This is a genomic window from Nonomuraea sp. NPDC050643, from assembly GCF_040654715.1.
GTDB lineage: Bacteria > Actinomycetota > Actinomycetes > Streptosporangiales > Streptosporangiaceae > Nonomuraea.
Window position 1 is genome coordinate 22,853 of the sequence record NZ_JBFAIM010000009.1, and the last position, 22,603, is coordinate 45,455.

The 22,603-nt window shown below is 72.3% G+C and carries 19 protein-coding genes and 1 pseudogene; 10 read left to right on the forward strand and 10 right to left on the reverse strand.

The features are described from left to right. Nucleotides 1–23: 23 nt before the first annotated feature. Nucleotides 24–863: an oxidoreductase gene (locus tag AB0I15_RS13735; RefSeq protein WP_358094456.1), complete on the reverse strand. Its 840-nt coding sequence runs from the start codon at nt 861–863 to the stop codon at nt 24–26. 96 nt (nt 864–959) lie between these two features. Between AB0I15_RS13735 and AB0I15_RS13740 the strand changes: the two genes are divergently transcribed. Continuing rightward, the gene (locus AB0I15_RS13740; protein ID WP_358094458.1) at nt 960–1,538 is read left to right on the forward strand and encodes a TetR family transcriptional regulator; all 579 of its coding nucleotides are present in this window, start codon (nt 960–962) and stop codon (nt 1,536–1,538) included. Between the two features lie 107 nt (nt 1,539–1,645). Here AB0I15_RS13740 and AB0I15_RS13745 read toward each other — a convergent pair whose 3' ends face one another. Further along, the gene (locus AB0I15_RS13745; protein ID WP_358094460.1) at nt 1,646–2,125 is read right to left on the reverse strand and encodes a TetR family transcriptional regulator; all 480 of its coding nucleotides are present in this window, start codon (nt 2,123–2,125) and stop codon (nt 1,646–1,648) included. A 209-nt stretch (nt 2,126–2,334) separates the two neighbouring features. Here AB0I15_RS13745 and AB0I15_RS13750 point away from each other — a divergent pair, with 209 nt between their 5' ends. The 3 genes from AB0I15_RS13750 (at nt 2,335) to AB0I15_RS13760 (ending at nt 4,881) form a co-directional block, all read left to right on the forward strand. Beyond that, nucleotides 2,335–3,177 (forward strand): alpha/beta hydrolase, encoded by an 843-nt coding sequence (locus AB0I15_RS13750; protein WP_358094462.1) that lies wholly within the window; start codon nt 2,335–2,337, stop codon nt 3,175–3,177. A 91-nt stretch (nt 3,178–3,268) separates the two neighbouring features. Then, nucleotides 3,269–4,018 carry an SDR family oxidoreductase gene (locus AB0I15_RS13755; RefSeq protein WP_358094464.1) on the forward strand — a complete coding sequence of 250 codons (750 nt, stop codon included), beginning with the start codon at nt 3,269–3,271 and terminating at the stop codon, nt 4,016–4,018. Between the two features lie 71 nt (nt 4,019–4,089). Next, nucleotides 4,090–4,881: an N-acetylmuramoyl-L-alanine amidase gene (locus AB0I15_RS13760; RefSeq protein WP_358094466.1), complete on the forward strand. Its 792-nt coding sequence runs from the start codon at nt 4,090–4,092 to the stop codon at nt 4,879–4,881. A gap of 428 nt (nt 4,882–5,309) precedes the next feature. Here the strand turns inward: AB0I15_RS13760 and AB0I15_RS13765 are convergent. Then, nucleotides 5,310–5,705, reverse strand: a pseudogene (locus AB0I15_RS13765) (class I SAM-dependent methyltransferase); the annotation flags it as partial. 131 nt (nt 5,706–5,836) lie between these two features. Between AB0I15_RS13765 and AB0I15_RS13770 the strand changes: the two are divergent. Beyond that, entirely contained in the window at nt 5,837–6,376 is a 540-nt protein-coding gene (locus AB0I15_RS13770) for an EF-hand domain-containing protein (protein ID WP_358094468.1), read from the forward strand. Nucleotides 6,377–6,465: 89 nt separating this feature from the next. Here the strand turns inward: AB0I15_RS13770 and AB0I15_RS13775 are convergent, their stop codons facing one another. Both AB0I15_RS13775 and AB0I15_RS13780 read right to left on the reverse strand, forming a co-directional pair. Further along, on the reverse strand, nt 6,466–7,764 hold the full coding sequence (locus AB0I15_RS13775) for a cytochrome P450 (protein ID WP_358094470.1): 1,299 nt from the start codon (nt 7,762–7,764) through the stop codon (nt 6,466–6,468). Nucleotides 7,765–7,992: 228 nt separating this feature from the next. Further along, entirely contained in the window at nt 7,993–8,640 is a 648-nt protein-coding gene (locus tag AB0I15_RS13780) for an HAD domain-containing protein (protein ID WP_358094472.1), read from the reverse strand. Between AB0I15_RS13780 and AB0I15_RS13785 the strand changes: the two genes are divergently transcribed. Both AB0I15_RS13785 and AB0I15_RS13790 read left to right on the forward strand, forming a co-directional pair. Then, nucleotides 8,581–9,195: a PadR family transcriptional regulator gene (locus AB0I15_RS13785; protein ID WP_358094474.1), complete on the forward strand. Its 615-nt coding sequence runs from the start codon at nt 8,581–8,583 to the stop codon at nt 9,193–9,195. The genes AB0I15_RS13780 and AB0I15_RS13785 overlap by 60 nt on opposite strands. Next, nucleotides 9,185–9,652, forward strand: a complete 468-nt coding sequence (locus AB0I15_RS13790; RefSeq protein ID WP_358094476.1) for a hemerythrin domain-containing protein — start codon at nt 9,185–9,187, stop codon at nt 9,650–9,652. The genes AB0I15_RS13785 and AB0I15_RS13790 overlap by 11 nt, the downstream gene beginning before the upstream one ends. A gap of 29 nt (nt 9,653–9,681) precedes the next feature. Here AB0I15_RS13790 and AB0I15_RS13795 read toward each other — a convergent pair whose 3' ends face one another. The 4 genes from AB0I15_RS13795 to AB0I15_RS13810 are packed head-to-tail and all read right to left on the reverse strand — an operon-like array spanning nt 9,682 to nt 13,246. After that, complete coding sequence (locus AB0I15_RS13795) at nt 9,682–10,605, reverse strand: hypothetical protein (protein ID WP_358094477.1); 924 nt, start codon at nt 10,603–10,605, stop codon at nt 9,682–9,684. Next, nucleotides 10,602–11,093 (reverse strand): hypothetical protein, encoded by a 492-nt coding sequence (locus AB0I15_RS13800; protein WP_358094479.1) that lies wholly within the window; start codon nt 11,091–11,093, stop codon nt 10,602–10,604. The genes AB0I15_RS13795 and AB0I15_RS13800 overlap by 4 nt, the downstream gene beginning before the upstream one ends. Before the next feature lie 3 nt (nt 11,094–11,096). Next, nucleotides 11,097–12,320, reverse strand: coding sequence for a macrolide family glycosyltransferase (locus AB0I15_RS13805; protein ID WP_358094480.1), 1,224 nt, complete (start codon nt 12,318–12,320; stop codon nt 11,097–11,099). Further along, on the reverse strand, nt 12,317–13,246 hold the full coding sequence (locus AB0I15_RS13810) for a patatin-like phospholipase family protein (RefSeq protein ID WP_358094482.1): 930 nt from the start codon (nt 13,244–13,246) through the stop codon (nt 12,317–12,319). The genes AB0I15_RS13805 and AB0I15_RS13810 overlap by 4 nt, the downstream gene beginning before the upstream one ends. Nucleotides 13,247–13,525: 279 nt before the next feature. Between AB0I15_RS13810 and AB0I15_RS13815 the strand changes: the two genes are divergently transcribed. Both AB0I15_RS13815 and AB0I15_RS13820 read left to right on the forward strand, forming a co-directional pair. After that, nucleotides 13,526–14,074, forward strand: coding sequence for a sigma-70 family RNA polymerase sigma factor (locus AB0I15_RS13815; RefSeq protein WP_358094484.1), 549 nt, complete (start codon nt 13,526–13,528; stop codon nt 14,072–14,074). After that, nucleotides 14,071–15,030, forward strand: coding sequence for a hypothetical protein (locus AB0I15_RS13820; RefSeq protein ID WP_358094486.1), 960 nt, complete (start codon nt 14,071–14,073; stop codon nt 15,028–15,030). The genes AB0I15_RS13815 and AB0I15_RS13820 overlap by 4 nt, the downstream gene beginning before the upstream one ends. A gap of 74 nt (nt 15,031–15,104) precedes the next feature. On the opposite strand, the gene AB0I15_RS13825 is transcribed toward AB0I15_RS13820, so the two are convergent. Beyond that, the gene (locus AB0I15_RS13825; RefSeq protein WP_358094488.1) at nt 15,105–16,640 is read right to left on the reverse strand and encodes an ankyrin repeat domain-containing protein; all 1,536 of its coding nucleotides are present in this window, start codon (nt 16,638–16,640) and stop codon (nt 15,105–15,107) included. Nucleotides 16,641–17,080: 440 nt separating this feature from the next. On the opposite strand from AB0I15_RS13825, the gene AB0I15_RS13830 reads away from it, so the two are divergent. Beyond that, the gene (locus tag AB0I15_RS13830) at nt 17,081–22,567 is read left to right on the forward strand and encodes a carboxyl transferase domain-containing protein (RefSeq protein ID WP_358094490.1); all 5,487 of its coding nucleotides are present in this window, start codon (nt 17,081–17,083) and stop codon (nt 22,565–22,567) included. The last annotated feature ends 36 nt before the right edge of the window (nt 22,568–22,603 follow it).

The following is a 22,603-nucleotide window of genomic DNA, read 5'->3' on the forward strand; positions in this document are numbered from 1 at the left end:
GCACGAGACACCTCCTGACGGCGCTACTCCCCGGGCGGGAAGTCGGCGGAGCGACTGACCTGCGCCCACCGCTCGGCCTCGGCCGCGCGGGCTTCGGAGGACTCCTGCGCCATCGTGACCGCCCCGGCGCCGAGCAGCAGGCGCAGGGGCGGCTCGTCCAGGTCGGCGATGTCGGTGATGATCTCGGCGGCGCGGACCGGGTCGCCGCGCCAGGTGGCGACGGTCGACTCGCGGTAGCGGTTCATCTCGCCGACCGTCCGCTCGTAGTCCGCGCCCACCGGCAGAGCGGTCATCGACGAGCCGCCCCAGTCGGTACGGAAGCCGCCGGGCTCGACGATGGTGACCTTGATGCCCAAGGGCTTCACCTCGGCGTTGAGCACCTCGGAGAAGCCTTCGACGGCGAACTTCGCGGTCTGGTAGGCCGCCAGGCCCGGCGATCCGCCGACGCGCCCGCCGATGGAGGAGAACTGGATGAAGTGGCCGGAGCGCTGCCGGCGCAGGACGGGCAGGGCGGCCCGGGTGACGTTGACGACGCCGTACAGGTTCGTCTCCATCTGGGCGCGGAACTCCTCGTCCGGCATCTCCTCGATGGGGGCGCTGGTGGCGTAGCCGGCGTTGTTGACCACGACGTCGAGACCGCCGAAGGTGTCGAGCGCCGTCTGGACGGCGGCGTGGGCGGCCTTGACGTCGGTGACGTCGAGGGCCGTGGTGCGGACACGGTCGCCGTAGCGCCGCACGAGGTCGTCGAGCTGTTCGGGGCGGCGGGCGGTCACGAGGGCTCGCCCGCCGCGGTCGAGCACGGCATGGGCGAGCGCCAGGCCGAAGCCACGGGAGCCGCCGGTGATGAGCCAGGTCTTGGTCATGGGAACACGCCTCCTGCTAACTAAACGTTCATTTATATGCTGCGCCCGCCACGGGCCGGTTGTCAAATAAACGGTTAGTTGGTTTATCCTGGGCGCATGTCGCAGCAGGCCGATCCCGCCAGGACCCGTGACGCCGAGGCGACGAGGGCTCGCCTGCTGCAGGCCGCCACGGAGGAGTTCGCCGCCCACGGCATCGCCGGGGCCCGCGTCGACCGCATCGGCGTCCGGGCGAAGGCCAACAAGGCCCTCATCTACACCTACTTCGGCAACAAGGAGCAGCTCTTCGACGCGGTCATGGACACGCACGTCACCCGCGTCCTCGACGAGGTCCCCTTCACCCCCGGGGACCTGCCGGGCTACGCCGGGCGGCTGTTCGACTTCCTGCTCGCCAACCCCCACCAGCTCCGCCTCGCCACGTGGCACCGCCTCGAACGGCCGAGCACGGGGCACGAGCCCGACGGGCTGCGCACCTCGATGCGCCAGAAGACGCACGCGATCGCGCGGGCCCAGACCGGCGGGCAGGTCCCGGCCGCCTTCACCGCCGAGGACCTGCTGGTCTTCACCCTGGCGCTGGCGAGCGCCTGGATGCCGACCAGCCCCATGGCCGCCGGCGGCCAGGACGTGGAGCGGCACCGCGCCGCGGTCGTCGAGGCCGTCCGCCGCCTCGTCGCCTAGATGAGCGCCGCCGGGCCCAGGCGGCGGCGCCTCCGGAACACGTCGGCACGGAGGGCCGACGCGGCGTCAAAGGTCGAGCCCATGACGCGGATTCTCGAACGCCGCACTCACAGCAGCACGTGGAAGAGCGATCGAATGCGCCGGGCAAGCTCCTCCGGCTCCCCTTCGGCCAACGCCGGCGTACGCAGGACGCTGCGCATCAGCCACACCCCCGCCTGGACGGCGAGCATCAGTTCCGCGCGGATCCCGGCTCCGTCTCCGGACAGCTCCTCCTTGAGGTGGCGCCCGGCATGCCGGCCGATCGCCTCGCGCATGATCTGGGCGGCTCTGGGATTGGCCGCCGACCTCAGCATGAGCAGGAACGGGCCGAGCTCCTCCGCCTCCGGCGACGTACGCGCCACCAGAGCGCGCGCGGTCTCACCGGGAAGTTCCGCGCCCGTGCCGGCGATCACCGTGCGCGGGGCGAAGGCCACGTCCACGGCCTCCGCGAACAGTTGCTCCTTCGATCCGAAATAGCGGTTGATGAGCATCGCGGTCACGCCCGCGCTCCGGGCGATGTCGCGGACCCCCACCCCGCGTAACCGCACCGCGCGAAGGCGGCGACCGCCGCGTCCACTGACCGCCGCTCGCCGCGCGCCCGCATGGAGCGGGTGGCGGTAAAGACCTGTTGGCCGGGCCTTGGCCTTGTAGAAGAGCGAACTGCGGTAGTGCCCCGTTGTGGGTGATGTGTCCGACGCATGGGTGCATGCACCCGGCAGTCCACCGACAGCACCATCAACCCCTCGGGGGCGCACCGATGCCGTACGTATCCACACGCGACGACAACCAGATCTTCTTCTACGACTGGGGCAGCGGCCCGCCGGTCGTCTTCATCCACGGCTGGCCGCTCAACGCCGACGCCTGGCACGACCAGATGAAGACGGTGGCCGACAACGGTTTCCGGGCGATCGCGCACGACCGGCGCGGGCACGGCCGCTCCAGCCAGCCCTGGGACGGCTACGACTTCGACACCTTCGCCGACGACCTGAACGACCTCATCACCACGCTCGACCTGAACGACGTCACGCTGGTGGCCCACTCCATGGGCGGCGGCGAACTGGCCCGTTACATCGGCCGGCACGGCACCTCCCGCCTGAACAAGGCCGTGCTGCTGGCGGCGGTCCCGCCGCTGATGCTCAAGACCGACGCCAACCCCGAAGGGACGCCCCAGGAGGTGTTCGACGGCATCAAGGCCGGGATCCTCGCCGAGCGCTCGCAGTTCTGGCGCGACAGCGCGGACGCCTTCTTCGGCGCCAACCGCCCGGGCAACACGGTGACGCAGGGCAACAAGGACGCCTTCTGGCTCATGGGCATGGCCGAGAACATCCAGGCGGGCGTGGCCTGCGTGGACGCGTTCTCCGCCACCGACTTCACCGAGGATCTGAAGAAGTTCGACATCCCCACTCTGGTCATTCACGGAGATGACGACCAGATCGTGCCCATCGCTGCTTCTGGCGACAAATCCTCAAAGATCATCCCGAACTGCACCTACAAGGTGTACGAAGGCGGCTCCCACGGCATCGCCCTCGTCCCTGGCTCCAAGGAGCGGTTCAACGCCGACCTGCTGGAGTTCCTGCGATCGCGAAAGAACCGCTCGTGACCGGTGGGCCGAGTGAGACCGCCCGGGCGCGGGTGGGTTCTCTCCAGGTGATCAGGTCCGCCTGGTCTGACGTCGACAAGGGGGTTGTGCTGTGGGCAGGTTCACCGGCAAGACGGTCGTGGTGACGGGCGGGACGACCGGCATCGGGCTGGCCAGCGCCAAGGCGTTCGCGGCCGAGGGGGCGCAGGTGTTCGTCACCGGCCGCCGCCGGGCGGAGCTGGACGCCGCGGTCGAGCAGATGGGCGGCCAGGCCACGGGCGTACAGGGCGACGTCAGCAAGCCCGACGACGTCGATCACCTCTACAGGACGATCGCGGACCGCGGCCTGGAGATCGACGTGCTGTTCGCCAACGCGGGAATCGCCAAGTCCTGCCCGCTGGAGTCGCTGACGGTGGACCATATCGACGAGATGCTGGCCATCAACATCAGGGGCACCGCCCTGACGGTCCAGAAGGCCCTGCCCCTGCTCAAGGACGGCGCCGCGATCGTGGTGACCTCCTCGATCAACGGCAGCCGCGGCGCGGTGGGGTCGAGCGTCTACAACGCGACGAAGGCGGCGGTGCGCTCGTTCGGGCGTACGTGGGCGGGCGAACTCGTGGGCCGCGGCATCCGCGTCAACACGGTGAGCCCGGGCCCGATCGACACCCCCGGACTGGCCACCCTCGCCCCGACGCCGGACCTCGCGGCCGACTTCCACAAGCAGCGCGGGCAGGCGGTGCCGATGCGGCGATCCGGGCGTCCGGAGGAGGTCGCGGCCGTCGTGCTGTTCCTGGCCTCCGACGAGAGCAGCTACATGACCGGCGCGGAGATCTTCGTCGACGGCGGCGCGATCCAGATCTGAGCCGCGGTGGCGAGCGCCGCAGCGAGCGAGATTTCAGGATTTGACGGGTGCTCGCCCGATACGGTCGGACCATGCGCGTTGATCGATCCGGGTTCGTGGTGATCATCATGTTGGCCGCGTTGTCCGGTGGGTGCGGCGCCGCCGCGCCGGACCCGCGTGCGGCGACGCTGCCCGCGCCACCGTCCCCGCCCCCGAAAGCGCTGGCGGGCAAGGTGGTGGTGATCGATCCCGGGCACAACGGCGGGAACGCCGCAAACCGCTCCGAGATCGACCGGCAGGTCGACATCATCACCCAGCGCAAGGCCTGCAACGCCGTCGGCTTCGAGACCGCCGCCGGATACCAGGAGAACGCCTTCGCCTGGAGCGTCGCCCAGCACCTCAAGCCGCTCCTGGAGGAGATGGGCGCCGAGGTCGTGCTCACCCGGCCCGACGACAAGGGCGTGGGCCCGTGCGTCACCGAGCGGGCCGCCATCGGGAACGACGCCAGGGCGGACGCGGTGGTGTCCATCCACGGCGACAGCGGGGAGCCGAGCGGGCACGGGTTCCACGTGGTCGTCCCCGGGCTGATCCCCGGGCACAACGACGAGGTCGTCAAGCCGTCCCGCCGGCTCGGGCTGGCGATCCGCGACGCGTACTGGGCCGGCACCGGCCTGCCGTACGCGAACTACCGGGGCAAGGACGGCCTGCGGTCCCGCACCGACCTGGGCGGGCTCAACCTGTCGAAGCGCCCGGCGGTGTTCATCGAGTGCGGCAACATGCGCAACGCGGGCGACGCGGCCAAGATGTCCGACGCCACTTTCCGCAAGCGCATCGCCGGCGCGCTGGCGAACGGGATCAAGAGCTTTCTCGAGGGCGCCGGCTGACCGGGCACCAAGCCAGCCGGGCCAGCCGGGCCAGTCGGGTCTGCCGGGCCAGCCGGGTCAGTCGGCTCTTCGGCCAGGGAGAGGGCGGCGGTGAAGGTCATGTCCACGCCGTCGCCCAGCAGCGCGCCCAGTTCGCGCAGCACCAGCTCCCGCAGGCCCGGGTCGAGGATCCGGTAGGCGGAGATGGTGCCGGCCAGGTCCAGGTAGCGGCCGGCGTCGTACCACTCCGTCCAGGTGTAGGCGCGCTCGTCCAGGTCGGTGAAGCGCGGGTCGCCGGCCAGCAGGTGATGGGACTCCTCGGTCCGGTCCACCTCGTCCTGGTGCAGGCCGACGCTGGACACGCCGTGGCGGTGGGCCACGGCGGCGAGGGAGGCCCGCAGGCCGGGGTCGGTGACGAGGTAGCGGTTCCAGAAGAGCGCCAGCGCGCCCGAAGGGGCCAGCGCCGCGTGGGCCAGGTCCCAGCGGCGCTCCGGGTCCACCCAATGCCAGGCCTGCGCCGAGTACAGCAGGGCGAACCGCCGGTCAGGGACGTAATCCTCAAAAATCCCGCTCACCACCCGCACGCCCGGACATTTCGCCGCCAGTGCCACCGCCATCCTGGCATCGGGCTCGACGCACGTCAGGTCGACGCCGCGGGCGGCGAACCCGGTCGTGGCCTTGCCCGACCCCGCCCCCACCTCCAGCGCCGGCCCGGCGGGCGCGTACTCCAGCACCTCGGTGACGAGCTGTTCGGGATAGCCGGGCCTGGCCGACTCGTACTGCTCGACTGCTTCGCCGAACACCACGCTCCGCTCACGGTCCACCGCCATGGCAACTCTCCTCATCGTCGGACGAGTGCCGATTCAATCACGCCGGCCGTGACGTCCCCGGTGGTAGGCGGCGTGGCCTTCGGAGACGCTCGGTGACGGTAAAGTCACCTTCGGTAAATGTCCTGGTGACGTGAAAGAGGGACAGCATGAGTGACACCGCGGCCTTCCGGTACGGCCGTACCTTCGACCTGTTCGACGCCAACGGCAACGAGGTGATCGGGCCGGACGACCTGGCGGCGCTGGCCACCGGCGTCGTGCAGGCCGGGAAGGTCCCCGCAGGCTCCGCCAAGAGCCAGGCGATCCACGCCGCCTACCGGCGCTTCTGGGAGGTCCTCAGCCGGCACGCCGACACGGACTCCGACGGCAAGGTGACCCGCGAGGAGTTCATCAACGCGATGAGCAACGGCACGAGCAGCGGAGCGCCGTTCACCGAGAGCCTCACCGACGCGATCGGCGCGGAGTTCGCGGTGATCGACGCCGACGACGACGGCACGGTCGACCGGGCGGAGCTCCAGGCGTTCCTGGAGAGCGTCGGCCTCGCGGAGGAGGAGGCCCGCCGGACCGCCGCGGACATCGACACCGACGGCGACGACATCATCTCCCGCGAGGAATACCAGGCGGCCTGGCTCAGGTACTACCTCGAAGGAGACCCCGAGAGCGAGACCTTCCTCGGCGGGGTCCACTGACCCCCAGGTCGCGGCCGAGCCGCGCCGCGACCTGGAATCGCCGTGCCTCCCCCGGCGCCCGGTGGGAACCTCGGCCGGATGGCCGCCTCTCAACGCGGGCGGCGCAGCCCGCGCAGGAAGTTCCAGAGCGGCGAACGGGCCGGCTTCCCGGCCGCTTCGGCCGCCGGGGCCGGGGACGCCTGCGTGGCGGGCTCCTCGCCGGCGGGGGTGCCGTTCGAGGGCACCGGAGGCCTGGCGAGCTCGTACTGGACGGGCAGCGCCCGCAACGCCCGCATGAAGGGAGAGGGCCGCCAGGGCAACTGGTCGGCCGGGAGCGCGAGTCGCACCTTGGAGAACTGCTTGAAGAGCCGGTGCACGGCGATGGTGGCGATCCGGGTCGCCAGCAACTGGCCGAGGCAACTGTGCGGCCCCGCTCCCCAGGCGAGGTGGGCGCGGGTGCTGCGGATGGCCTGCCAGTCGATCGCCCCCGCGAAGCGCGGGTCGCCGTGGGCCGCGGCGACCGAGAGCATCACGGGATCCCCGGCGGAGATGGTGAAGTTGCCCATCCGCACGTCCGTCAGCGCGTACCGGAAGGTCAGGTTGGCCATCGGCGGGTTGAGCAGGGCGACCCTGTTCACCGTCTCGTCGATGGCCCCGACCGACAGGCTCTCGCGCACGTCCGGGTTGGAGGCGACCTCGACGACGACGTTGCAGACGAGGCTGGCGGTGAAGTCGAGCAGGCCGGGCAGCATGAGGAGCTCGCGGGCCAGCTCGTCCAGGGTGATGTCCGGCATGGCGCTGATCATGTAGGACGGCAGGTCGTCACCAGGGCGTTCCCGCTTGGCGGCGCCCAGCTCGGTCATGGCGGCGTACACCCGCTCGAACGCCGCGGCCGCGTCGGGGCCGGCGTCGAGGATGCGCCAGATGTCCATCACCACGTCCTCGCCCCGGGTGGCCGGGAAGCCGAGCATGCGGTTGGCGACCATCAGCGGGAGCGGTCGCGCGTACTGCGCGGCCAGGTCCGCCCATCCCGTGGCGCTGCCCTCCGACAGCAGGCCGATGAGGTCGTCGGCGTAGCTCACGACGGCCTGCTCCAGCCGCTGCGCCTGGGGCCGGCCTTGGTCCTGGAAGGGGGTGAGCGCGCTGGTCCAGGCGCCCCGCAACTGGTTCAGCGCGGCGCCTTCCTGGAACGTCGAGTTGTTGACCTGGAAGACGGGGAGCAGGGGCCAGTCGGCCGGGATCCGGCCTTCCACGTTGGCCTTCCACTTGTCCAGGCGCTTGCTCCACACCCCCTCGTTGTTCTGCAGGACGCGGAGCACTTCCTCGTAACCCACCACGAACCAGACCGGCACCCCGAGGAGGTCGACCGGTGCGACGGGGCCGTACGTCTTGCGCAGCCTTTCGTGCACGAGTGCGGGGTCGGCGTCGTAATCCCTGGTCAGCAGTGGTTCGGCGGTAAGCGGTGCCGTGGTTACGGGGGGCTGCTGGGACCATGGGCCTTGCGTCACGGGATGAACTGCCTTTCTGATCGCTGCTCCGCTCGTCACATCGGTCAAGGATCATGACACGAGTGATGCTCTGGGAGCTTACGGCTGTTTCCCTCAGGGCGTGTGCAAAGCATCACGAATTGCAACCAACTATCGCGACCACTCCTCCAGTACGGCGTAGTCGGCGTCGACCAGGCCGCAGCGGGGGTCGACACGATGGAGCAGGGCCCGTCCTCGGTGATGTGCGGACACCCAGGCCCGGTCGACGTCGGTGATCTCGTCGTCGACCCAGGCGAACGCGCGCCCCGCCGCCCGGTCGACGAGGGCGCGGGTCTTCCAGTGCAGCCCGTCCCGTTCGTCCTGAAGGTCGGTGTCGGACGGCTCCGGCCAGATCACCACGGGCAGCCGTGGCAGGCCGAGGCGCGGCGCGACGCACTCGTTGGCATCGTCCATCCAGGTCGTGGCCCAGACCAGATCACACGGCAGTGCCGACAGACGGGGTCCGTGCGCGGGATCGATCCTGGCCAGCAGGGGATTCGAGCCGACCCCTGATAGTTCGGAAATCGTGTGAAAAGTCGGATATCGGCCCGAGGCTGCCCCAAAGGGAATGAGGGGTCCGTCGACATCGAGGAAGAGCAGCGGACGCCGCGCAGGACCGATCATGGGCGCACGATACCGGTTCGCCCGGCACACTACTCGTGTTTGACTTGTCGAAACTACTCGTGCTTGAGTAGTTGGGTGAGTGACGTACGAGTGTTCGTCCTCGGCGCCCTGGTCCGGGGCCCGATGCACGGCCATCAGATCCGCCGGCAGGCGCAACTGGACCGCACCGAGTTGTGGACCGACATCAAGGTGGGCTCGCTGTACGCGGCACTGCACCGGCTGGTCGCCGAGGGCGCGATCGAGGTGGTCCGCACCGAGAAGGCCGGGGGCCCGGCGCGGACGGTGTACGCCCTGACCGCGGCGGGACGTGAGGAGTTCATCGCGCTGCGCGACCGGATGCTGCGCGAGGTCCGGCTGCGGCCCGACCCGGTCGATCTCGCGCTGCACTACGCCGAGGATCTCACCGAGGAGGACCTGCGGGCGATGATCGGCCATCGGCGCGACGCGCTGACCGCCCGGCTGACCGCCTGGCGGCACCAGCGTGAGCAGGCCGAGCCGTACCTGCGCGGGCTGGAGCCGATGACCTTCGACCACACCACGGCACGGCTGCGGGCCGAGATCGCCTGGCACGAGAGCCTGCTGGAGCAGCTTCCGCACCTGCTCCCCCTGAGCGAGCGCGGCAGCCGCACTCCCGCACCGCCCACCGGCGCGGCCGGCCCCACGGGAGGCGGAACCCATCGTGCTTCGTGACCGTGTCTTCGCCTGGCATCGGGAGTTGCAGAATGTTCATCACCGGCTGGAGAAGGCCCTGGAGGAGGCCCGGAAGGCGATCCGCTCCGGCAGGAGCGCCCAGGCCCTCGCGCCCGAGCTCCGCGACTTCTGCCACACCTTCTGCTCCGCCCTGGGGAGCCATCACCGCAGCGAGGACTCCGACTTCTTCCCGGCCCTGCTGAAGCAGATGCCCGAGCTCGAGCCCACGATCACACGCCTGGGTCGCGAGCACCAAGTCCTCGCGCGGCTTCTCGCCGACTTCCAGACGAGCCTCGACTCCCCGCAATCATCGCCGCAGCGGCTTTTCGAGCAGATCAATGACATCAAGGCCGCCATGAAGGCCCATTTCGGCTTCGAGGAAGGCTCCCTGAACCGCGCCCTCCATGCTCTTGACGTTCCGGAGGGCGACAAACAGCGGATGTTCGGCGACGTCTGATTGCCAGGGCCGTCGCGCCGGGCGGCTCCTCAGGGCGGCGGATCGGCGGCGCGGTGGGCGCGGATGAGGGCGATCACGGTGTCGGCGGTCCGTGCGAGGTGGCTGCGGCCGTCGGGCAACCGCGTCTCCGGGCTGATGTAGCTGCGCGGCCCCACGTGGGTGGCCGGGTCGAGCCGGTGCACGGTGATCTTGCCGGCGCGTACGGCCCGGTTCCATCCGCTGCGCCGGAACAGCCGCCAGCGCTGCGGGAACATCCAGCGGGAGACCCGCTCGATCCGGTCGCCGGCGCTGGTGAGCTGATGCAGGTGAAGGGCGTGGGTGAGATCGTTGGCGCCGTTGTGGAACCCGCCGATGGTGATCAGCAGGAGCGGGGCACGCAGTTGGGTGTGCAGTTCGTCGACCGCGCCGGTGGCGACCTGGGCGCCGCCGCTGTAGCTGAGCAGCACCACGGGGATGCCGCTGCCGGCCCGGTAACCGGCGAGGCGTAGCTGGACGGCGATCTGGGCGCCGACGGCGCGGTTGTACAGCGGGCGGTACCGGCGGTCGGCGGCGACGAAGATCTGCATGACGTTGTGCAGGAACAGCAGCAGCGCGATGCGGCGGCGCAGCCACGCCCACACGGGCCGGTCCACGAGCGGGTCGGCCAGCGGGGAGTAGGGCTGCACCTGACCCAGCAGCCGCAGCTCAGGCGCTCCGGCGATCAGGGCCTTGACCAGCAGGCCCCCGTCACGGGTGTCCCGGAAGCGGCGTTTCCCGATGCCGTCCAGATAGACCAGGTAGGCGTCCGGAGGACGGTCGGGGTCCGCGCCCCGGGCGTAGGGCATGCCGTGGGGAAGCTCGGTGGTGAGCGTCCGCCAGCCGGTCGTGTACGCCATCACCTCGTACCGGGCGAGCAGGGCCTCGGCGAGCAGGACCGGACCCAGCACCAGGACGAGCAGCGGGAACTCGGTCATATGAGCGCCCCCCGCACCCCGGTGGTGCTGATCTTCACGACCAGGCGGCGAATGACGTCCACGGCGGCGGCCAGCCCGATGCCGGCGACGGCCAGGCAGCCCGCGGCGGCCCACCAGCCCAGCCCCGTCGTCGCCGCGAGCGGGGCGGCCAGACCGGCGCCGACCCCCACGAACAGCAGCAGGTGCAGCAGGGGCCCGAGCAGCGGGAACGCGAGGACGGCGGCGAGAAGCAGCGGGGCGACCTGGCCGGGTGTCCAGGTCAGTGTGGCGACGCCCGACACCGGGGCGGACACCACCAGCTCGGCGAGGGTCCAGGCGGTCAGCGGCCACAGCGCGAACACCGAGCCCTCGACCACGGCGCCGGTCAGCACGAGCACGATCGCCTTGGGCCGCGACACGCCGGCCCGGCGGGCCACCAGGGGCAGGATCCGCCCGGCGGACTCGGACAGCCCGGCGAGCAGCAGCAGGACGACGACGGCGGCGGACATCGGTCAGCGCTCCCGCGACGCGTCCGCCGGAGCCGGCCCGCCGACGCGGCCGGCCCGGCGCAGGTGGTGTTCGAGCTCGTCGGCGGCGCGCAGATGGCCGCCCGCCGCCCGCTGGGCGATCTGCAGGGTGGCCGCCGCGGCCCGGAAGCGTGGCTCGCCGAGCAGGCGCCGGGCAAGGGCGTTCACAGACCCGACGGCGGCGTCCTGGGTACGGATCGACAACCCCGCGCCGAGCTCGACGACCCGCCGGGCCACCAGCGGCTGGTCCGCGCCCTGCGGGACCACCAGCATCGGGACCCCGGCGTGCATGGCCTCGTTGACGCTGTTCATCCCGCCGTGGGTGACGAACAGCGCGGCGCGGGCCAGCACCTCCGGCTGCGGTACGGAGCGGCGGGCGAGCACGTTGTCCGGCAGCGGATCCAGCGCGGCCGGGTCCGTGCGCCCGGTGGAGATGACCACGGTGCCGCCCAGCGGCGCCAGCGCGGTGGCGAAGGTGCGCAGCAGCCGCGGGCCGGCGTCGAACACCGTGCCCAGCGAGGCGTACAGCACCGGGTCCCGCAGGCGATCGGCCGGGAACGAGGGGTCGGGTGGGCGGGCGCCGAGACTGGGGCCGACAAAGCGGTACGTCCGGTCGAAGGCGTCGGCGCCGGGCTGGAACGCGCTCGACGTGAAGACCAGGTTGAGCGGCTGGCGGGCGTTGGCCAGGTCGAAGAGCGGCAGCCCACCGGTGCGGTAGCGGCGGTGCAGCTCCCACCGCGCGCGCAGGTAGCCCTGGACGTTGCGGGGCCGGGCCACCGCCTCGGCCAGCAGCTCCCAGGAAGCGCGGGTGGGGCTGGGGGCGTACCGGTTGAACGCGAACGTGGTGAACAGCGATGCCGCCGGCACCTCGAGTTCGCGGGCGGCGACCGCGCCCCACGGGCAGGCGGCGCCGTGGACGATCAGGTCGGGCCGGACGCGCCGCAGGTCGGCGAGGACGGCGGGCAGGACGCCGACGGCGGTGCGCGCGAGCCCGTCCAGCATCGTGACCGCCATCGGCGGCCCGGCGAAGGGCCGGTCGCCCCCGGGGTAGAGGCACACGGCCGCGCCGGTGGCCTCGATCTCCTCCGCGAACGCGGGTGAGGTGTGATACGTGACGGAGTGGCCACGACGGACCAGTTCGGCCACCACCGGCAGCGTCGGATTGATGTGCCCGTGCATGGCGATGTTGAGGAACGCTATGGTGCTCATCGGCCGCCCTCCAAAATGGACGCGGTGCGTGTCGTGCCCAGGCCGGCCGCTGCCGCGGGGGGCGGTTCGGCCCGGTAGAGGCCGGGTCCGCTGATGCGCAGCCCGTCGAGAAAGCGGCCGGCCGCGAGGCAGGCGGTGCTGATCAGCCGCCGGGAGTGGCGGAAGTCCCACGGCGCGGGCCAGGTCTCGACGCCGGTCGGCAGGACGACGGTCGGGATGTGCCGCGACACCTCGTGCAGGTCGCGCTCGATCTGGTTGTGCCACAGCAGCAGCCCGGCCCTGGCGGCGACCGCGCCGGCCCGCCGGGGCGTGACGACCGGGCGCAGCGGCCGGCTCGTCGGCCCGGTCGACAGCACCAGCACGCTGGCCGCCCCTTCCTGCAGGGCCGCCCGCACCGGGACGAGGGCGATCACCCCGCCGTCGACGAGGGTCCGGCCGTCCCGGTCCACCGGGGGCAGGACCCCCGGAATGGCCGCGCTGGCCAGCAGCGCGGACTCGAGATCGCCGTGGTCGAGCAGCGCCTGGGCGCCGGTGACCAGGTCCGTGGCCACGGCGGTGAACGGGATCCGGAGTTGTTCGATCCGCGACGGCAGCCCGGCCCGGGCGATCAGCCTGCGCAGGCCGTGATCGGCGAAGATGCTGGCCCGCGAGGACAGGAGGCCCAGCGGGAACACCTCACGGCGACGCGTCCGGGTCCACACGCGATCCAGCCAGGGTGCCGCCTCGCCGGGGTGGGCGGCCGCGATCGCCCCGTTGAGGGCGCCCACCGAGGTTCCGATGACCAGGTCGGGGACGAATCCTCGCTGCTCCAGGGCGTACCCGATGCCGACCTGCGCAGCCCCGAGCACTCCCCCGCCGCCCACCGCCACCGCCACGGGACGGGGAAGCGCGCGCAGGCCCGCCGACATCCTCCCGCCGCCCGTCATGGCGTGAGGCTCCGCGTCGCCGTGACCATCCGGCGATCTGCAACAGTCATGGCCCGTCCTCTCTCACCAGGGCGCCGAATCGGACTCTCTGCCCAGCTAAGACAGGGTGGCCGGCCCATCTGTGACGTCGCCGCCAACTTTGCGCCCTGGCCGGGCTTGCCGGGTCTGCCCGGATGCGGAAATTTCTTGGAGTCGGGGCGTAATGATGGCGTTGCTCCGCACATAGGGAGGTTGTCCGTCTTTCGTACCGACAAAGGAAACCGCTCATGGGAACTGCCCGTGGATGACGAACGCCCGGCGAGGTTCGAGGCCGTCTACCGGGAGGCGTACGGCCGGATCATGGCGTACGCCGCACGCCGCTGCGACTCGCCGCAGGACGCCGCGGACGTGGTGGCGGAGACCTTCACCGTCGCCTGGCGGCGCATGGACGAACTGCCGCCAGGCGACGAGGCCATCCTGTGGCTGTACGGCGTGGCGCGCAGGGTGCTGGCCAACCACCACCGGAGCGAGGGCCGCCGCCAGGCCCGCAGCGTCGGGCTCGACGCCAGGATGGCCGACCTCTACGCGGACTCCCCCGGCGGCGAGGCCGAACTGGAGGCGATCGCCCAGGTCTTCCGGGCCTTGTCCGACGACGACCGCGAACTGCTGTCGCTGGTGGCCTGGGAAGAGCTGGACCGCGAGCAGATCGCCACGGCGCTGGGCCTGTCCCGCAACGTCGTACGCGTCAAGCTGCACCGCGCCCGCAGGCGCTTCGCCCGTGCGCTCGCCGAGGCGGGCATCCGGAACACGCCAGAGAGCCGGCTGGCGCCGGCGGAGGGGTCGCTGTGAAGAACACCGACGAGATCGACGCGACGACGAGAGCGCTGGCCCGGGTCGCGCCCGGAACGCCTGGAGGCGACCCGTCCGACGCGGAGGCGCGGGCGCTGCTGGCCGCCATCACCTCGGAAGACCCCGGCACCGCGGCGAAGACCGGCACGCGCGCCTACCGGCGGCCGGCCCTGGGTCTGGCGGCCACGGTCGTCCTCGGCGCGGGCGCGGTGGTGGGGCCGAGCCTGCTGGAGAACGGTTCCGGGGTGCCGGCGTCGTGGGCCGTCACCGCCGCCGACGGGATGGTGACCATCAAGGTCCGCGACTTCCGCGACGCGGCGGGGCTGGAGACACGGCTGCGGGACCTCGACGTTCCGGCCATCGTCGACTTCGTTCCCTGGGGGCAGCGGTGCCGGGAGCCGCGTGGCAGGCACGTGGACGACATCCCCCGGGGCCTGTACAGCCTGCCGGAGAACGTCCCGGGCGAGAAGCGGGGCTGGCAGATGCGGATCAACACCAAGCTGTTCCGGCCGGGCCAGACCTTCGTCTGGACCATCAGCGCACCTGCGAGCGGGGGGAGCAGCAGCACCAGCACCTATCTCATGGAGGGCCCGGTGGCCCCCTGCGAACCCGTTCCCAGGCCCACGCAGAAGGCGGTCGAGCAGGAGTTCCGGACGGCGACCCTCAAGGGGCGCTCGCTGGAGGGGCTCCGTGTGGACGAGAAGACCGTCGGGGAGGTCCTGCCGGAGCTCAGGAAGAGGGGCAGGAAGGTCGTCTTCATGACCATGGTCATCCCGCCGGGGAACCCCGGGGGGTTCGGCGAGGGGCGTACGCGGACCGAGCCCGTCGGCGACGACTGGATCGTCTGGGAGGCGGAGGAGAACGCCAAGGGCGTCATCCGCCTGCTCGTCACCGACCGGCGCTACGACAAGAACCCCGTGTACGGAGGCCCGCGGGACGCCGTCATCACCGAGTAGCCGCGTCTGAGCGAACGTGCGGCACGGCTGGTCTCCGGCCGGACGCGCACCGAGGTCCGTCCGCCGCGCCGCGCTCATGCGCCGCTCGCCGGGGGCGTCGTGACGGGTTCGAGCAGCGCGGCGGTCGACGGCTGGTGGAGGTGGCGGGCCCAGTCCAGCGGGGTGGCGTCGAAGCGCCGGTCGCGAAGGTCGGGGTCGGCGCCCAGGTCGAGCAGCCGGCGGGTGAGCTCGACGTCGCCGGCCGCGGCGCCGTGGTGCAGCGCGGTCTCCCACGGCTCCTCGACCGGCGCGTCGCCGCGCCCGTAGGCGTTCACGTCGAAGCCGAGCCCGGCCAGCAGCACGACCGTCTCGACGGGCGCCTGGGCCGCGGCCCACACGATGAGCCCGGGGCGGGTGCGGCGGGCTTCCGCCACCGCGCCGGGGTGCTCGGCGCGGACGCGGTCGAGCGCGGGCCGGTCGGCGCGGAACGCCGCCGCGATCAGCTCGTGCACCGGGTCGGGATCGGGCGGCGCGGCGCCCTGGGCGACGAGGTAGCCGGCGATCTCGGTGTCGCCGTTGAGGGTGGCCAGCTCGACCGGTGTCCGGCCGTCGCCGGGGCTCCACGCGGGCCCGTCGTCCTCGAACGGCGAGCGGAAGTCGACGCCGTGCTCCACGAGCAGCCGCACCCGGTCGCGCTGGTGGTGCTCGACGGCCCAGCGCAACTGGACGCGCAGCATCTGCGCGGGCGTGCTCAGCTCCCCGATCCGTCTCTTCCACGGACCACCGTCGCCGGTGCCGAGGCCGTACTCGAACAGGAGCTCCAGGTGTGCGTCGTCCGGCTCGAACATGCGGTTGTACAGGGCCTGGGCGTCGTTGGAGTCGGCGCCCGCGTCGAGCAGCAGCCGGCCCAGCTCCCGCCAGTGCGGGTGGGCGGGCTGGCTCCGGAGCCCCAGCTCGCCGTGGCCGAACACGCCGGTCAGCAGCGTGAACGGCGACGGCAGGGCATCGAAGAGGTAGCCCTCGTCGGGGTCGGCGCCGGCGTCGAGCAGCCGCCGGGCGACCGCGAGCACCCGCTCGGCCGGCACGTCCGGGTCACAGCGGGAGTAGACGAGATAGAAGAGCGGCCGCCAGCCGAACGGGCCGCCCCGCTCGGCCACCCGCCGCGGCCGCTCGGCGAGCAGCCGGTCGACGTCCTCCGGGCGGGCGGCCGCCGCGGCGGCCCAGATGTTCGCCGTGGTCAGATCGGGATGCCGGGCGAGCAGGTGACGGGCCTGCGCCCAGCGCGCCGGCCCGTCCTCACGGCCGTACGTCAGGCAGGCCAGGCGGCAGAACTCCTCCGCCGGATCATCCGCGGACGCCGCCCGCAGCCTGCCGTCCCAGCCGTGTTCGGCCACGGTCTCCAGGTAGTGCGTCAGCCGCGGCCAGCTCGCGAACCCGTATTCGCGGGCGACGACGAACTGCGCCGCGCTGAGCCGGAAGTCCCCGGCGTCGCCGGGCAGTCCGCCGGGATGGTGGCGGGCCACCCGCGCGGCGGCGTCGGGGTCGCCGGTGCGGACGGCCCGCTGCAGGGCGCGGGCCTGCCGGCGGAAGCTGTCGAGGTGGGGACGGTCGGGCATGTCCAGGGTCGGCACAATGGCCTCCTCTCGTGTGCCTGATGTCCGCTCGGTCAGGCCGAAAGGAGCGCGATGGTGACACGAGGTGCTCACGCCAGGTGGGCTGAGCCCATTCCCGCGGACCGGAGGCTTCCTGGAGCCGCCGCCATTGTAGTCCGGTCGTTCGGCGAGCCGGCGGCCGGGTTCGAGACCGGCCCGGCGTTCGTCACGAAGGGGCGCTCGACGATCCCCTGGGAGCACGCTGCCCTTTGTGGCAGACCTCGCGTGAAGCGCAGGGCGGTCGGGGCAGCCGTCACCCTCCTTTGTAGGATCCCTACAACGCAACGACGCAGCCATGAGCGATCCGGACATTGGTGTACACGCCGTTGATCGAGCAAGGTCTAGTTAGCAGGTGCAGGCGGCGCCCCCCGACGCGGGCGTCGCCTGCTTCGCGGGGTGGTGCTTGGGAGGCTCAGCCGGTGTTCAGTCGTGTCGCCATCGTCAACCGTGGAGAGGCCGCGATGCGGCTCATTCACGCCGTCCGGGATCTGTGCGCGGAGACCGGGGCGCGAATCGAGACAGTCGCCCTCTACACCGACGCCGACCGCAACGCGACCTTCGTCCGGGAAGCGGACGTCGCCTACCCGCTGGGCCCCGCCTCCGCGCGCCCCTACCTCGACCACGCCGTCCTGGAGCGGGCGCTGCTGGAGACCGGGGCCGACGCCGCGTGGGTGGGCTGGGGTTTCGTCGCCGAGGACCCGGCGTTCGCCGAGCTGTGCGACAAGCTCGGCGTCACCTTCATCGGGCCGAGCCCGGAGGCGATGCGCAGGCTCGGTGACAAGATCGGCGCCAAGCTGCTCGCCGAGGAGGTCGGCGTCCCGGTCGCGCCGTGGAGCCGCGGCGAGGTCGCCACCCTGGACGACGCGCTGCGGGCCGGCGACGCGATCGGCTACCCGCTGATGCTCAAGGCGACCGCGGGCGGCGGCGGGCGCGGCATCCGCATGGTCGCCTCGAAGGAGGACCTGGCCGACGCCTACGAGCGCACCAGCCAGGAGGCGCTGCGCGCGTTCGGCTCGGGCGTGCTGTTCCTGGAGCGGCTGGTCACCGGCGCCCGGCACGTCGAGGTCCAGGTCATCGCCGACGGGCAGGGCACCGCGTGGGCGCTGGGCGTACGCGACTGCTCGGTGCAGCGGCGCAACCAGAAGATCATCGAAGAGTCCGCCTCCCCCGTCCTGACGTGCGAGCAGACCGCCGAGCTGAAGGCGTCGGCCGAGCGGCTCGCCGTGGCCGTCGGCTACCGGGGAGCCTGCACCGTCGAGTTCCTCTACCACCCCGGCGAGAAGCTGTTCGCCTTCCTCGAGGTCAACACCCGGCTGCAGGTCGAGCATCCGATCACCGAGATCACGACCGGCACCGACCTGGTCCGGCTGCAGCTCCACGTGGCGAGCGGCGGCAGGCTGGAGGGCCCGCAGCCGGGCGAGAGCGGCCACGCCGTCGAGGCCCGGCTCAACGCCGAAGACCCCGACCGCGACTTCGCGCCAGCCCCGGGCCGCATCGCCCGCCTGGTGCTGCCCACCGGCCCCGGCATCCGCGTCGACACCGGCGTCAGCGAGGGCGACACCATCCCCGCCGACTTCGACTCCATGATCGCGAAGATCATCGCCCACGGCCGCGACCGCGAGCAGGCGCTCGGGCGGCTGCGCCGCGCCATGGCCGAGACCACGGTGGTCATCAAGGGCGGCGCCACCAACAAGAGCTTCGTGCTCGACCTGCTCGACCAGCCCGAGGTCGTCGACGCGAGCGCCGACACCGGCTGGATCGACCGCGTGCGCGCCGAGGGCCGTCTGGTCAGCCACCGGCACTCCGCGATCGCCCTGGCCGCCGCCGCGATCGAGGCCTACGAGGACGAGGAGGAGGTCAGCCGCCGCCGGCTGCTGTCCACCGCGCACGGCGGGCGCCCGCAGGCTCGGCACGAGCCCGGCCGCCCCCTGGAGCTCAAGCTCCGCGGCGTCGGCTACCGGGTGAGCGTGGCCGCGGTCGGGCCCGGCCGGTTCCGGGTCGGCGTCCGTGGCGGCGGCGACGTCCATCCGGCGGACGTCGAGCTGGAGCGATTCGACGAGCACAGCGGCCGGCTCGTGGTCAACGGCCACAGATTCCGGCTGGTGTCGGACACGCACGGGCCGATCCACCTGGTCGAGATCGACGGCGTCACGCACCGGATCAGCCGCGACGAGGGCGGAGTCGTCCGCTCCCCCGCGCCGGCCCTCGTGGTCGCGACGCCGTTGTCGGTGGGCGACGAGGTCGAGCCGGGCGCGCCGCTCCTCGTCCTGGAGAGCATGAAGATGGAGACGGTGCTGCGCGCGCCGTTCCGCGCCCGCGTCCGTGAGTGCCCGGTGTCGGTGGGCGGCCAGGTCGAGACCGGCGCCCCGCTGATGCGGCTGGAGCCGCTGCCCGACGAGGCCGCCGAGGTGGCCGAGCCGGACGGCGAGAGCGTCGAGATCGAGCTGCCCGCGGAGCCCGAGGGGGTGTCCGCCGCCGAGCGCGCCGAGCGCGGCCTGCAGGACCTGCGCAGCCTGCTGCTCGGCTTCGACGCCGACCCGCACGAGCCCGAGCGGGCGCTGGCGGCCTACCTGGCCGCGCGCGCCGAGCTGGGCGGGCGGCCGCTCGAGGGCGAGCTCGACCTGCTGACCGTGTTCGCCGACCTGTCCGAGCTGACCCGCAACCGGCCCGACGGCGCGCTCGACGCCGAGTCCGACAGCCAGGTGCACAGCCCGCGTGAGTTCTTCCACAGCTACCTGCAGAGCCTCGACGCCGAGCGGGCGGGGGTGAGCGAGAGCTTCCGGGCCAAGCTCACCCAGGTCTTCGCCCATTACGGCGTCGCCGGGCTCGACCGTACGCCGGAGCTGGAGGCCGCGGTCTTCCGCATCTTCCTGGCCCAGCAGCACGCGAGCTCCGGCGTCGCGATCGTGTCGGAGCTGCTGCGCCAGTGGCTGGCGGGCGTGCCGCCGCTGGAGCCGCTCGGCGAACGCGCCGGGATCACCCTCGAGCACGTGATCGAGGCCACGCAGGTGCGCTTCCCCGCGGTGTCCGACCTGGCCCGCGGGGTGGTGTTCCGCTGGTTCGCGCAGCCGCTGCTGCGCCGCAACCGCGCCAAGGTCTACGCCGCGGTACGCGACCACCTGCGCCACCTCGACCGCCACCCCGACGCGCCCGACCGTGACGAGCGGATCCAGGCCATGGTGGCCAGTGCCGAGCCGCTGGTCCGGCTGATCGGCCAGCGGATCGGCGCGCCGGGCCGCGACCACGTGCCGCTGCTGGAGGTGCTGACCCGCCGCTACTACGGCAACCGCGGGCTGTCCGAGGTCACCGCGCGCGAGGTGGAGGGCTGCCGTTTCGTCACCGCCGAGCACACCGGCCCGGCGGGCGTGACCCGGGTGGCCGCCACCGCCGTCGACATCGCCGCCCTGCCCGCCGCCATCGCCGCCCTCGGCACCTTCACCGGCGGCGGCCATGAGCTGGTGGCCGACCTGTACGTCACGTGGGACGATCAGCCCGACGCCGACGCGATGGCGACCCGGCTCGCCCGGATTCTCGCCGACCAGCCGTGGCCGGCGGGCACGCGCCGCATCACCACCACGATCGCCGGCACCAGCGGCGCCGTGATCCACCACCACTTCACCTTCCGTCCCGACGGGGCGGGTTTCGCCGAAGACCGGCTGATCCGCGGCCTGCATCCGCAGATCGCGCGGCGCCTGCAGCTCCAGCGGCTGCGCGAGTTCGACCTGACCCGGCTGCCGTCCGCCGACGAGGAGATCTACCTGTTCAAGGCCGTGGCGCGCAGCAACCCGGCCGACGAGCGGCTCATCGCCATGGGCCAGGTCCGGGATCTGACGCCGCTGCGCGAGGCCGACGGCAGGCTGGTCGCGCTGCCCGCGGTGGAGGACGCGATCACCGCGGGCCTCGACTCCATCCGCAACATCCAGGCGCAGCGCCCCCGGAACAAGCGGTTCGACGGCAACCGGATCATGATGTACGTCTGGCCGTCGACCGAGCTGTCCACCGACGAGCTCAACGCGCTGGTCCAGCGCATCCTGCCGACGACGGCGGGCGCGGGGCTGGAGGAGGTCCAGTTCGTGGCCCGCCAGCGCACCCCCGCCGACGAGCTGTCCGAGGTCGCGGTCCGGATCACCCTCGACCCGGGGCGCGGCGCGCGCCTGGACGTCGGCAAGCCGTCGACGGAGCCGCTGCAGCCGCTCGACGACTACCGCCAGAAGGTGCTACGCGCGACCCGGCGCGGGCACGCCTACCCGTACGAGCTGACCGGCCTGCTCATCGGCCCGGGAGGCGGCTTCGTCGAGCACGACCTCGACGACAGTGGCGCGCTCGTGCCGGTGGACCGGCCGAAGGGCAGGAACACCGCGGCGATCGTGGCGGGCGTCGTCACGACGCCGACCGAGCGGCACCCGCAGGGCGTCACCCGCGTGGTCCTGCTCGGCGACCCAACGAAGGCGCTGGGCGCGCTGTCGGAGCCGGAGTGCTCGCGCGTGATCGCCGCGCTCGACCTCGCCGAGCGGATGCGCGTCCCCCTGGAGTGGTACGCGCTGTCGGCGGGCGCCCGGATCTCGATGACCTCGGGCACCGAGAACATGGACTGGGTCGCGGCGGCGCTCAAGCGCATCGTCACCTTCACCCAGGGCGGCGGCGAGATCAACATCGTGGTCGCCGGGATCACCGTCGGCGCCCAGCCGTACTGGAACGCCGAGGCCACGATGCTCATGCACACCAAGGGCGTCCTGGTGATGACGCCCGACTCGGCCATGGTGCTCACCGGCAAGCAGTCGCTGGACTTCTCCGGCGGCGTGTCGGCCGAGGACAACTTCGGCATCGGCGGCTACGACCGCGTCATGGGGCCGAACGGCCAGGCACAATACTGGGCGCCCGACCTGCCGGCCGCCCGCGACGTGCTGATGGCCCACTACGAGCACACCTACGTCGCCCCCGGCGAGACCTCGCCCCGGCCGGCCCCCACCACCGACCCGGCCGACCGCGACGTCCGCGACTTCCCGCATGTGATCGCGGGCAGCGACTTCACCACCGTCGGCCAGATCTTCTCGGCCGAGCACAACCCCGACCGCAAGAAGCCCTTCGACATCCGCACGGTGATGCGCGCCGTGTCCGACCAGGACCGCCCGGTGCTGGAGCGGTGGGCGGGCATGGCCGGCGCGGAGACCTCCGCGGTGCTGGACGCGCACATCGGCGGCCGGCCGGTGTGCCTGATCGGCATCGAGTCGCGCTCGGTGCCGCGGCTCGGCTTCCCTCCCACCGACGGACCCGACACCTACACCGCGGGCACGCTGTTCCCGCGCTCGTCGAAGAAGACCGCGCGGGCGATCAACGCGGCGTCCGGCAACCGGCCGCTGGTGGTGCTGGCGAACCTGTCGGGCTTCGACGGCTCACCGGAGTCGATGCGCAAGCTCCAGCTCGAGTACGGCGCGGAGATCGGCCGGGCGATCGTCAACTTCGACGGGCCGATCGTGTTCTGCGTGATCTCCCGCTACCACGGCGGCGCGTTCGTCGTGTTCTCCAAGGCGCTCAACCCGAACATGACCGTGCTGGCGCTGGAGGGCTCGTTCGCCTCGGTGCTCGGCGGCGCGCCGGCGGCGGCCGTGGTGTTCTCCGGCGAGGTGAACAACCGCACCGCGACCGACCCGCGCGTGACCGAGCTGCAGCAGCAGGTCGCGGCGGCGGCCGGCGCGGAGCGGGCCGCGCTGAACGCCCGGCTCACCGAGGTGCGCTCCGCGGTCCGGGCGGAGAAGCTGGGCGAGGTCGCCACCGAGTTCGACCGGGTGCACAGCATCCAGCGCGCGGTCGAGGTGGGCTCGGTCGACGCGATCATCGGCGCCGCCGAGCTGCGTCCGCGGATCATCGAGGCCATCGAGCGCGGGGTGGCCGCGGCGTCCGACTAGAACGAGGCCTCCCGCGGGGGCGCACGGAGGGCGTGG

Bases quoted from the DNA above. Each gene is read 5' to 3' on its own strand.
- AB0I15_RS13810 (WP_358094482.1), bottom strand. From the start codon at position 13,246: ATGACGGGCGGCGGGAGGATGTCGGCGGGCCTGCGCGCGCTTCCCCGT.
- AB0I15_RS13795 (WP_358094477.1), bottom strand. From the start codon at position 10,605: ATGACCGAGTTCCCGCTGCTCGTCCTGGTGCTGGGTCCGGTCCTGCTC.
- AB0I15_RS13780 (WP_358094472.1), bottom strand. From the start codon at position 8,640: ATGGCCGTGCATCGGGCCCCGGACCAGGGCGCCGAGGACGAACACTCG.
- AB0I15_RS13800 (WP_358094479.1), bottom strand. From the start codon at position 11,093: ATGTCCGCCGCCGTCGTCGTCCTGCTGCTGCTCGCCGGGCTGTCCGAG.
- AB0I15_RS13740 (WP_358094458.1), top strand. From the start codon at position 960: ATGTCGCAGCAGGCCGATCCCGCCAGGACCCGTGACGCCGAGGCGACG.
- AB0I15_RS13735 (WP_358094456.1), bottom strand. From the start codon at position 863: ATGACCAAGACCTGGCTCATCACCGGCGGCTCCCGTGGCTTCGGCCTG.
- AB0I15_RS13760 (WP_358094466.1), top strand. From the start codon at position 4,090: ATGCGCGTTGATCGATCCGGGTTCGTGGTGATCATCATGTTGGCCGCG.
- AB0I15_RS13770 (WP_358094468.1), top strand. From the start codon at position 5,837: ATGAGTGACACCGCGGCCTTCCGGTACGGCCGTACCTTCGACCTGTTC.
- AB0I15_RS13805 (WP_358094480.1), bottom strand. From the start codon at position 12,320: ATGAGCACCATAGCGTTCCTCAACATCGCCATGCACGGGCACATCAAT.
- AB0I15_RS13750 (WP_358094462.1), top strand. From the start codon at position 2,335: ATGCCGTACGTATCCACACGCGACGACAACCAGATCTTCTTCTACGAC.